The following is an 11281-nucleotide window of genomic DNA, read 5'->3' as shown; positions in this document are numbered from 1 at the left end:
GACTCTTTTGGATCTACAGGGATTAACGAAATCGTTTGGGGCATATGTGGCTCTGAAGCCCTTGGATCTCTCCCTGGGCGAAGGAGAAATACTGGGGCTCGTTGGTGAGAATGGTGCAGGCAAATCGACGCTGATCAAACTATTAAGCGGACTCCACTCGCCCGACTCGGGAACGATTCGATTTCAGGGAAAGCCGGTCGAATTCCCGTCTCCACGCGAGGCATTGGAAACCGGGATCGCAACGATTCATCAGGAATTGGAATACGCAGCCCATTTGACCGTCGCCGAAAATATGCTGCTAGGCGAACCGTGGCCCCGCACTCCCTGGTGGAGTACAGATTGGCAAGCGGTTCACAACATTGCACAGGAGCGACTTCAATCGTTCGGTATTGAAATCGCGACCGACGCTCAATTCGAATCGTTATCCGCTGTTCAGAAACAGGAAGTCGCTATCGCTAACGCGTTGGCCCGTAAAGCTAAGTTGCTCATCCTGGACGAACCCAGTGCGGCGCTTACCGAGCCTGAAATTAAACGTTTATTCGGGCACCTGAAAAGGTTGCGAAAAGAAGGGGTCAGTATGATCTATGTTTCGCATCGGCTCGATGAAATCTTCGAGTTAACCAACCACGTGGCGATCCTGAGAGAAGGCACACTCATCAACCACTGTCCCACCGTCGACATCACGGCAGAGCGAATGGTGGCAGAGATGGTCGGAAGAGACCTGGAACAGGTTTTTCCACATCGTAAACAACGGTTGCTGGGGCTCCCGCTGCTGGAACTGGAAAACGTCACCCGGAATAATATGTTTTACGACATTTCCTTCTCGCTCCACGCGGGAGAAATCCTCGGCCTGGCAGGGCTCGTTGGTGCCGGGCGTTCTGAACTCGCCCGTGCAATCTATGGACTCTACCCCATTGAATCAGGCCAGATGCATTATCGGACCCGTCTCTGGAAACCTTCTAGCGCGCAGCAGGCAGTTGAATCCGGACTCGTCTATATTCCCGAAGAACGCAAACGGCAGGCACTCGTTCTCGATCATTCTCTGAACGATTCCATCAGCATTGGTTTTTCGCGATTAGTGAGTCGCTTTGGTTTCATCTCTCTCAAGAAAGAACGAGAGAAAGTCGACTCCGTCCTCAAAACTTACGACGTCCGCAGTGCCGGTCGAGAACAATCGATTGGCCAACTGAGCGGTGGTAATCAGCAAAAAGCGATCCTGGGACGCTGGTTCGAGCGAAATCCAGAAGTCATCATTCTTGACGAACCGACGCGCGGAATCGATATCGGCGCCAAAGCCCAAATCCACTCTCTGATCGAAGAACTCGCCGACAAAGGGAAAGCGATTTTACTCATCTCGTCTGACCTCCCCGAAGTGTTGGCGATGTCGGACCGTGTCCTCGTCATGAACCGAGGTCGAATCGAAACAGAGCTTACCGGTGACGATAAAACCGAACAAAATGTCGTCCTTGCCGCGTCCGGCCTCATTCACGATGGGAAGACGACATGACAAACTCATCCGCGAAAACGGATCCGGCGTCTCCTAAATACAAACCTGCCCGTTCTACGGCTCAACTGATTTATCGTCAGTCGCCTCCTGCGGTACGACAGCGAATTCTGTTTTTACTGTTTGGGAATTTGGTGCTGCTTGGCTATCTCTTTTTCGCCGCTCAGCAGCGGGAAAGCTCCTTCTGGAATGAACTCGTCGACCTTGGACCCAACATCGCACCGCAAGTTCTGGGAGCCTTCGCCCTCACTGGTTTGATTTTCTGCGGCGCCATTGATCTTTCCATCGGTTCCATTATCGCCGTCGCAGGAAGTACGTTTGGCATTCTCCATTACTACGAATTCTCCCCCGCCGTTTGCTATGCGGGATGTTTTTCCACCGCTGTTGCTTTCTCCGTATTGAACGGCTGGCTCATTCGCCTTCTAGAAGTCTCTCCCATCATTCTGACATTGGGCGGGTTAACATTATACAGAGGGCTCGCGTTGATCATCGCGCACCTCACGGTTCCTGACTTTCCCGAAGTCTTCAGCATTCAGGACGAAGCGTATCAGGGTCCGGGCAAATTTTACGCGGGAGAGATTCTCCTTGTTGTTATGATCGGAGTTCTTCTCTGGGAAGCATTCGGCAAGTTACCCCGACTCTGGCTGGCAATTGGTTGTTCTCCCGTCGCATGCGAACGCCAGGGTCTTAACCCGGCAAGACTCCGGAGTCTTGCCTTCCTTGTGAGTGGTCTATTCCTCGGACTGGCCGCCCTCACCCTGGTCACCAATCCCCAGGAAATCAAACCAGGACAGATTGCCATCGGTTTCGAACTGACCGTCATTGGGGCGGTCGTACTGGGAGGAACCAATATCTTCGGTGGGCAGGGAACCTACCTTGGCTCGGCCCTGGGTGCCTGTTTCCTGTATCTGGTCTCCCGATCCATGATCTACCTTGGCGTTGATGTCTACTGGCGAGAGGCGATTGAGGGTGCCGTCATCGTTAGTGTGATTGGCATCGACTGCTGGCTGCACCGAACTGAGAAACTACTCGAAGAATTAAAATAACGAGCTTCTAACAGCTATGGGACACCTCGCGTAAATGCGTTACTGGATTTTACTCATTATTCTCCTCCTGGAATTGATCCTCTTTGCCCCACTCAACGGGGTGACGTTCAGCTCATGGAGTGAATTCAGTTTCTCCTTCGGATGGTTCTGTTCAGCGATCTTCGAACAATCTGTTCCCTTGTTAATTCTCTCCGTCGGGATGACCTTTATTCTGATGACGGGAGGGATCGACCTTTCCATCGGCTCCATGGTCGCCCTCATCGCCTGCGTTATGTCGTTAACTGAATCGCCGGAAGCTTTTTGGTACACCGGCTTTTTGATAGGGCTCGTGCTGGCACTGGGACTGGGTTTGTTTAACGGCTTCCTTATCTCTCGGATGGATGTTCCGCCCATCATTACCACGTTGGGCACGCTCATTTTCTATCGCGGTCTCTGTACCATCACCGTGAAACAATCCGAAAACGCGATCTTCGGCGAGATTCCTCATTACGAGATATTTCGGAATATGCAGACATTGCTCGCGCTGGTCGTAATGATCTGTCTGGGCGGCGCGTATGCCTATTATCGCTCTCGCTGGCGACGCGATTTGCTCATGATCGGTGGAAATCCGATCGCCGCGCGCTACGCCGGAATCCCCGTCGGCTGGCGACTCGTGCAGGTTTACACCTTGATGGGATTTTTCGCTTTTATTGCCGCACTTTGCTTGACCAGCTGGAACGGTTCCGTCTCCGCCTCTTCTTTCCAGGGCTTGGAACTGAAAGTGATCGTCGCCGTCGTACTGGGAGGCACTCGGGTTGAAGGAGGCCGTGGGTCGATCATCTGTTCACTAATTGGCGTATTAATGATCGCGGTACTGGAAGAAGGTCTTCGAGGAGCAGGCACCACCTTCGAAAACATCGACCATCTCCGCTACGTTTTGCTCGGTCTGTTATTGATTGGCGGGGTCTGGCTTAACAAGCGAAACGAACCAACCTGACTCAATCGGAATCAAAGAAAACGAAAGGCCGATTCAGGTCGACATCCTGTTTGGTAGACGTGATGTTCTTGCGGTTTGGTGACCAGTTCGGCAGACTGTATGCTGATTCCATTCAACGGAGCCCCTCTTCACAACGCGCGAAAGGATGATGTGGTGATCCGCTTCCCTGTCAGCAAACGCATTTCTCGACGGTCATTTCTATTTTGCCTGGCTCTCTGTGGCCTGGCAGGCTTCTTACTTTCCGGATGCGGAGAAAAACCGGCTGGCGAAGAAAACGCTTCAGCCAGTTCCGATGACGAAATTGTCATCGCCGTTCTCCCCAAGCTGGTCAACATCGACTACTTCGATGCCTGCGAAAAGGGAGCACAAAAAGCGGCGGCAGATCTCGGTGTAAAACTGGTCTATGACGGCCCGCAGCAACCCAGCGGGATTGAACAGAATAAATTCATCGAAACCTGGATTCGCCAAGGGGTCGATGCCATTTGCATTGCCCCGAATCAACCGAAGTCGATTAAACGCTTCGTTGAACAGGCTCAAGGCCGTGGAATCAAAGTCATCACTTGGGATAGTGACGCGCCCGATAGCGGACGGGCCTTTATGGTCAATCAGGTGAACGACGCCGTGCTCGGTCGCATGCTGATTGATGATATCGCCGAACAGATGGGTGGATCTGGAAAATGGGCGATCGCCATCGCCAGTCTCGACGCCTCCAACTTAAACACCTGGCGTAAATATGCTGAAGAACACGCCAAAGAAAAATACCCGGATCTGGAGTTAGTCGATACCGTCGTCACTCAGGAAGATGCAGAAACGGCCCGGCAAATGGTTCAAAGTCTGATCAACGCGAATCCCGATCTTAAAGGAATCGTTGCCTTTGACAGTAACTCTGTTCCCGGTGCCGCCGAAGCGATCAAGCGAGCCAACAAAGTGGGCGAGATCGCCCTCGTAGGCAATTCCACCCCTAAATCAATGAAGCCCTACATCAAAGAAGGTGTCCTTAAATCTTTCTACTTGTGGAACCCCCAGCAACTGGGCGAACTGACTGTGCGTGTGGCTCATGCTCTGGTTTCCGGTAAGGAAATTGAATCAGGAACAGAGCTCCCCAAGTACGGCCCGATCCAACTTCATCCGGATGACGCTACAACGATCATCATGTCCGAACCAATTCGATTCACCGCCGAAAACATTGATGAATACGACTTCGGAATCTGACTCACCACTTCAATTCTCTACTCGGAGCATGTCCGCTACGACCTTAGTTGACGCGTGATCCGTCAGGCAGTACATGGGTTACCTGAACGGGAGTCGTTGCTGGATCGTCTTCACGAATGATTTCGAATTCTCCGCACAGAACAGGATGATCAGAGGCTCCCAATTCGCGAACTTCAGCCTGACGGGCACGCAATCCACGAGTAAATATCCAGTCGACGCCCTTGTCTGACGGATGTTGATCGCCACTGATAACTTCATCAACATCATCCGCGTGGATCAATGCACTTATCTGTAGATTATCGACGCGAGCATTGAAGTCTCCCAATAATATCGCAGGGGCCGATACCGAGCGGAACAGTTCGATAACAGCTTCCAATTGAGTTGCTTGATCCTGTCGTTTATCGAGATGAACCGAGATCAGATTGACTCGCTCACCCTCTAATTCAAAGCAGGTGACCAGGGCATTGCGGAACTTTCGTCCTTGGGTTCCCTGTAGGGGAATACGCCAGATTTGGTTCAATGGAATTTTCGTAACGAGTCCATTCCCAAACGACTCGCCCCAGTACCGCTCTTCTGTGGCGGCAAAACAAGACGCCATCTGCATCTGTTCGCCCAATTCCGTTACGTCATCCTGCCAGATATCAAATGGCGTTCCATGAGCCTCCTGCAATACAACCAGATCGAGTTCTGCGAGTGACTTCTCCGTTCGCAAAATATCAGCGACCCCATCGCGGCCTTTGAAACCATGGATATTGAAAGTTCCCAACCGAACCGATTCTCGTTCCAGCGGCTCGCATCGATCCTGATTCTTCAGCACAATTGGAGTCACCGGGTCTGCCGGTTGCCGGTCAACTCCTTGAATAACTCCCCATGTTAGAACGGGGATCGCCGCCCACAGATATTTGTTTTGCCACCATTCCTGATTCTGCAACTGTTCTTTTAGCATGTGTTGTACCATCGCTTCCCTGCGTATTGGCTCGGTATTTATGGTAGGACCTTTGTTGACATACCCATCCTGCGTTTGCCGTCGATCCTTCATTCAATGGATTATTTCGCAAAACCATAAGAGAAGTCATGAGCCGAACCGAGAGCACTTTCACAAGTTCATCTAAAGCACATTGAAACTTCATTTCCAGATGGTCTTAGATGAAGCTTCGATCAATTCTATCCAATGATTCGTGGAAACCACACCAATCTAATCGGGTCGGTTGACCAGGTAAATTCCGCCCGCCACCAGCAATGCCGCCAGTCCAAACCAGACGGAGAATTCATCCCCGCGGATCGCCACACCCAGCATGACCCCGAAGATCGGCGAGGTAAAACTGAACACCGAAATACTGGTGGCCGAGTACTTCTGCAACAGATAGGCCTGCATTCCAAAACAGAATCCGGCGACGCATAAGCCCTGATAAGCCAGACTCACACAGGAGACCATGTCAAAGGCCTCCATTCCGGGCCATGTCTCAAACGTCAAACTGGCGATGACCAATAACGACATCCCGATAAGGTCGTGCCAGAAAATGAAGGGAGACGAAGCAATTTTGGGCATCGCGGCTTTGGTCAGTAGAATTTTCAGGGCCAACATCAATCCGCTGAATGCAAGTAGTACATCCCCCCGTAGGGTTGGTTGATCCAACTGCTCTTTCTGTCCCAGACTCGACAGAATGATGATGACCACTCCAATCGCAGCCAGTATCAAACCGGAAATTTTCCAACGGGAAAGCAACGCAGCGCGTAGTAAGTATGATTCTAAAACCATCACCCAGAATACGTACGTATTAATCAGGAGTGTTGCATGAGAAGAGGACGTTCGGGCAATTCCCAGGTGGAATAATCCAATCTGGACGAACAGTAGAATACCGCCCCCCACAACATAGGGTAATTGCTGACGGGTAATACTGATCCGATGACCACCCAGCCGACACCAGAAGTACATGAACCCGGTTGCCAGTAGAAATCGAATACTGGCGATTAATAATGGCGGCAGATTTTTAGCCGCAAATTGAACTGCGACCGGGTTTCCACCCCACAACAGACAAATCGACAACGTCAGTAGAACGGCCGTGAAAGTCATGCGGGGAGGAGATTCGCGATGCAAAGGTGCATTCATGGAGTTTCTTTTCGAATCGAGAATGGTCGTTCCCTGAATTATTCAATTGAATCCTCCTTAGTCGACCTTTAGACTCACAATCAAGTTCGGGATGTCTGTTCACCTTTTCACGGGAACGCCTTTTTCGAACAACAATAATGCCGTTCAAAACCAGTTCCGAGCGTTATCCTGATCGGCAACAGTCAGTAGGAAATGCCTATCATGTCTCATGCCCTTCTCAGAACGCTCCCATGCGAGCGGGTGCCCTCAACATAGAATTCTCGTTCCACCAGCACAACAAAGCGTTCGTCTTTAAGGCTGAATTCTATTTATTTTGCTAACATCCAATTCCAAACGAAAATCTTAACTACAACATGTCCAATCGAATTTCACCACAGTTGAGATTTCATTAACCCCACTCATTCGCCTATATTTCTCCCTGTTTGAATTCAATCGAGTAACAGGAATGATTGTCACAATGAAGAATAAAACGATTTCCGTTCTTTTACTTGGAACTCTACTCTGCTTTTTAAGCTTAGTAACCTTGTCGGGATGTAAACCATCAGAGCGATATGTTCCCAAACCCGCTGATCCCGATGCCGATATGGAGTTCAAAACTACCGAAAGCGGATTGAAGTATAGAATCTTGCGAGAATACGAGGGTAAGCCGGTCAAACCTGGTGATAAGGTTGCCATGATGATGCGTGGATCTCTCGATGATGGTTACGTCTTTGACACGACCTACCATGACGGACACTTGATGCATGTGGACTACAATTCCCTCATTATTGGAATGCGCGAAGCCCTTTCCCTGATAGGAAAGGGAGGTATGATCGAATTCATCGTTCCCCCTAAACTAGGATATGGCGAGCGAGGGCAAGGACCGATTCCGCCAAACGCTGCTTTAACGTTCCTCGTCGAAGTGGAGAGAATTGAACGAAAAAAAGAAGATCTCTCGCATCGCTCCCTGGCCGACAAACCGCTGGAACCGGATGCGGATGCGCCGGAGGAATTCAGCACGACCAAAAGCGGAGTCAAATATCGCTTACGTGTAAAAACGGACCGTATCAAACCGACGAGTCTGGACACTGTTTCCCTTTTTTTTCGCATCCGACTCAACGATGCCGACGGCGAAATTTTCAATGATAGTTATCATAGGAAATCTGCTCGGCACGGACCGTTAAACGCGCTTCCAATAGGTATTCAAGAAGGAATTATGCAGTGCCCCGTCTCCGGATCCGTTGAATTCATTGTTCCACCCGAACTTTTAGGAGATCGCAAACTCACTTGGATGGCCATCCCGAATGAAGGCAAAGACGTTTTACCAGCTGACACTCCGATTCACTTCATCGCTGAATTGGGCCGAATTCAATATAAAGATGTACCTTAATAGAATTAGTCGCATCGCTATTGAATCCAATTTGAAAATGCGTCATCCTGACTTACCCGTTCCCCACCAGTAAGCCAGGATGTTTTCATGCGTTCCTCCCTAATTACCCTGTTTGCAAAATCTCTCCTGTCCGCCTCTTTGATGAGCGGTTTGGGTCTTTTCTCCAGCTTATTGATCAGTGCTCAGGAAACCGTCACACCAGAATCAGAAAAATTCGTTGAACCCCATTCGCTGGACGATCGCCTGCAACTGACGCTGGTTGCCGAGCATCCGCAACTCGTCACTCCCACTGGTCTGACAGTCGACTCCGACGGTCGTATCTGGGTCATCGAAAGCAATACTCACTTCCCACCGGAAGAGTATAGCGGGCATCCGACTGACCGCATTCTCGTATTCACGGTCGATTCTAACGGTAAATCTACCAGTGACCCCGTCGTCTTTGCAGATGGCTTTACCCATGCGATGAGCATCATCATCCCGAAACCGGGACAGGTGTACCTGGCGACACGAAAAGAAGTCCTGCTCCTGAAAGATGAGAATCAGGATCTGAAGGTCGACGACCAACAGTCTCTCCTGAAACTCGAAACGGACGGAGACTACCCGCACAATGGACTTGCCGGGTTCGCGATGGATTCTGGCAACAATCTCTACATTGGCCTCGGCGAAAACCTGGGGGCGGAATACAAGCTGACCGGTTCCGACGACTCTTCGCACAGCGGAGGAGGTGAAGGAGGGTCTCTGTTTCAGTTTCAATTGGATGGTTCGAAGCTGACTCACTGGAGCACCGGGTTCTGGAACCCCCACGCGTCCTGCGTTAACGCCGCCGGTGAAATCTTTACGGTCGACAACGACCCCGACAGCCGCCCTCCTTGTCGGTTACTGCACGTCACGCCTGACAGTGACTTTGGTTACCGCTTCCGAAATGGTCGACGGGGAACCCATCCTTATACTTCCTGGAACGGAGAACTCCCCGGTACGCTGCCCATGTTGGCTGGCACCGGAGAAGCCCCATCCGGCATCGTTGCTTACGACAAGGGAACATTTCCCGCTGAATACCACGGCTCACTTCTCGTGGGGGCTTGGGGCGATCATCGCATTGAACGTTTCCAACTGGTCCCCAAAGGTTCCTCGTTCACCTCGCACGCTGAACCAATCGTTGAAGGAGGCGAGAACTTCCGACCGGTGGGTCTCGCCCTTGCTCCGGATGGTTCGCTCTATTTCACCGATTGGGTTCTGAAAGAATACAAGGTTCACGGGCAAGGTCGCTTATGGCGTCTCTCTGCCAAACAACCGGTTGAATCGAACATGGAAGTCGCAACACCCGCCGAAATCACTCGACTCGAACAACCCGCCCTCTTCGATGCCCTCAAACGCTTGAGCAACACTCCTTCAGCGCAGAACAATACCCAAAGTCGCCGTTTGTTATACACCCATCGCGATCTTTCCCTGTTTGAAAGTAGTGCGGGCGAAGCCCTCTTCACCCGGCTCGGCCAATTGAACGACAAACACCTCTTCAACGAAGTTATTCACAATGCGGCACGCCACCTCACAGAGGAAGACCTGGTCAAACGACTTAACCAGTCGCAAACACCCGCACCAACTGCGCGTGCAGGTTACCTCGTCGCCCTGCGTCTGAAGAATCCGGCGAACACCGACGGGCTGAAAATCGCACTCTATGACCTGGACCCGCTCGTACAGCAAACGGCAGTTCGCTGGGTGGGTGAAGAGGAACTGCAGAGTCTCCGCCCCGACCTGGAAAAGCTCCTCACAAATCCCCATTTAACCTCACTCGTATTTCAATACATCCTCGCTTCCCTCGAGCGACTTGATGGCGAAGAACGGACAGCCTCCGCTGAAGTCCCCGGAACTCAGTATATTCTCCAAATGCTGAATGACGCCGAACGGCCTGCCGCCATGCGGGCTCAAGCGTTGCGTATGTTGCCCCCCTATCACTTCGGTTTGACAGAAAAACTGCTGACCAGTTTGCTGCAATCGACGGACCCGCTCCTGAAACAGGAAGCACTCTATACACTCCAGCAATCCCCTCACCTTGCCCCTGGTTCTCCTTTTGAGGCCGAACTTCTGAAGCAATTGCAGGCCCCGGAAACACCGCCTGAAATTAAACCAGAAATTTTGTTTGTACTCGGACGTATCGCCTCACAATCTCCAGAAATACAAAAGGTTGCTCAAGAGTTTGCGTTGAGTAAAGATTCCCAATCACAGAGGGAAGCACTCCGAATGCTGCGAGGCGTCCCAAACCTGAATCCGGAATTCTACGCCAAATACTTCGCCCAGTTTGAAAGCTTGAATAAAGATCTCGACGCTGAACAACAAAACGAACTGGCCGAACAATTCGGTCTGGTTTACGTAGGACCTGAGTTTCCTAAGTTCATGCAGAATGCTCTTCTGGCTCGACCGTCGCAGTTAGCCGAGTGGAAAAAGGGAGCCGCACTTGAAGGCAATGCGGAAGCCGGTCGACGCGTCTTTTTCCACCAGATGGGGTCAGGCTGTTTTAATTGTCACATGATCCAAGGTCGCGGCTCCGAAATTGGCCCCGACCTGTCCAACATCGCCCGCACTTCCGTTCGGGGAAAACTGGCGGAATCGATTCTCGAACCCCACGCCGAAATCGCCCCCCAGTTCACCACCTACTCGGTCATCACGGAAGACGGCAAAACCTACAACGGAATTCATCTGGGCGAAACCGCCGATGGAAAGCTGAAACTAGGTGAAACGAGTGGTCGAATCAACCTGATTCCACTCACGGAAATCGAGTCGACCACGCCGCAAAATAAGTCGATCATGCCCGAAAAACTGATCGATCAGATCACCACGCAGGAGTTTCGCGACCTGTTGAGTTACCTGGAATCGCTAAGATAGCCATCATCGCACAGCACAGATGGCCCTTGAAACTCACTGCAAGTGAAATTCGCCCTTGTTAAGCGGCTCAACACACGGCCGCAATCAGGTTTCATAATCATTCCCAGGGTCCCCCCATGCATCCACGCTGGGGAGGACCCTTTTTCATGCCCTCTCTTGACAGATATTAGTTTACATGTAAACT

At 51.3% G+C, this 11281-nt stretch carries 8 protein-coding genes; 6 read left to right on the top strand and 2 right to left on the bottom strand.

Translation table 11 applies throughout. The features are described 5' to 3' along the window. Positions 1-46 precede the first annotated feature (46 nt). From Pla110_RS03090 to Pla110_RS03075, 4 genes are all read left to right on the top strand, one after another. Positions 47-1507 (top strand): sugar ABC transporter ATP-binding protein, encoded by a 1461-nt coding sequence (locus Pla110_RS03090; protein ID WP_197440470.1) that lies wholly within the window; start codon positions 47-49, stop codon positions 1505-1507. Then, positions 1504-2550, top strand: coding sequence for an ABC transporter permease (locus Pla110_RS03085; RefSeq protein ID WP_144993089.1), 1047 nt, complete (start codon positions 1504-1506; stop codon positions 2548-2550). The genes Pla110_RS03090 and Pla110_RS03085 overlap by 4 nt, the downstream gene beginning before the upstream one ends. A gap of 34 nt (positions 2551-2584) precedes the next feature. After that, positions 2585-3526 (top strand): ABC transporter permease, encoded by a 942-nt coding sequence (locus Pla110_RS03080; protein ID WP_144993086.1) that lies wholly within the window; start codon positions 2585-2587, stop codon positions 3524-3526. 153 nt (positions 3527-3679) lie between these two features. Further along, a complete protein-coding gene (locus Pla110_RS03075; RefSeq protein ID WP_197440469.1) occupies positions 3680-4738 on the top strand; it encodes an autoinducer 2 ABC transporter substrate-binding protein in 1059 nt (352 codons plus the stop codon). Between the two features lie 43 nt (positions 4739-4781). Here Pla110_RS03075 and Pla110_RS03070 read toward each other — a convergent pair whose 3' ends face one another. Both Pla110_RS03070 and Pla110_RS03065 read right to left on the bottom strand, forming a co-directional pair. Continuing rightward, the gene (locus tag Pla110_RS03070) at positions 4782-5684 is read right to left on the bottom strand and encodes an endonuclease/exonuclease/phosphatase family protein (protein ID WP_197440468.1); all 903 of its coding nucleotides are present in this window, start codon (positions 5682-5684) and stop codon (positions 4782-4784) included. A gap of 249 nt (positions 5685-5933) precedes the next feature. Then, entirely contained in the window at positions 5934-6848 is a 915-nt protein-coding gene (locus tag Pla110_RS03065; protein ID WP_144993078.1) for a DMT family transporter, read from the bottom strand. Positions 6849-7305: 457 nt separating this feature from the next. On the opposite strand from Pla110_RS03065, the gene Pla110_RS03060 reads away from it, so the two are divergent. After that, positions 7306-8217 (top strand): FKBP-type peptidyl-prolyl cis-trans isomerase, encoded by a 912-nt coding sequence (locus Pla110_RS03060; protein ID WP_197440467.1) that lies wholly within the window; start codon positions 7306-7308, stop codon positions 8215-8217. Positions 8218-8304: 87 nt separating this feature from the next. After that, positions 8305-11097 (top strand): PVC-type heme-binding CxxCH protein, encoded by a 2793-nt coding sequence (locus Pla110_RS03055; protein ID WP_144993072.1) that lies wholly within the window; start codon positions 8305-8307, stop codon positions 11095-11097. The last annotated feature ends 184 nt before the right edge of the window (positions 11098-11281 follow it).

The sequence above is a fragment of the Polystyrenella longa genome, from assembly GCF_007750395.1.
Taxonomy (GTDB): Bacteria; Planctomycetota; Planctomycetia; order Planctomycetales; family Planctomycetaceae; genus Polystyrenella; species Polystyrenella longa.
Note: the sequence above shows the minus strand (reverse complement) of the source record. Positions and strands in the feature narration are given on the sequence as shown.

Coding starts and splice junctions, on each gene's coding strand:
- Pla110_RS03085 (WP_144993089.1), top strand. CDS start 1,504: ATGACAAACTCATCCGCGAAAACGGATCCGGCGTCTCCTAAATACAAA.
- Pla110_RS03080 (WP_144993086.1), top strand. CDS start 2,585: ATGCGTTACTGGATTTTACTCATTATTCTCCTCCTGGAATTGATCCTC.
- Pla110_RS03070 (WP_197440468.1), bottom strand. CDS start 5,684: ATGCTAAAAGAACAGTTGCAGAATCAGGAATGGTGGCAAAACAAATAT.
- Pla110_RS03065 (WP_144993078.1), bottom strand. CDS start 6,848: ATGAATGCACCTTTGCATCGCGAATCTCCTCCCCGCATGACTTTCACG.
- Pla110_RS03060 (WP_197440467.1), top strand. CDS start 7,306: ATGAAGAATAAAACGATTTCCGTTCTTTTACTTGGAACTCTACTCTGC.
- Pla110_RS03055 (WP_144993072.1), top strand. CDS start 8,305: ATGCGTTCCTCCCTAATTACCCTGTTTGCAAAATCTCTCCTGTCCGCC.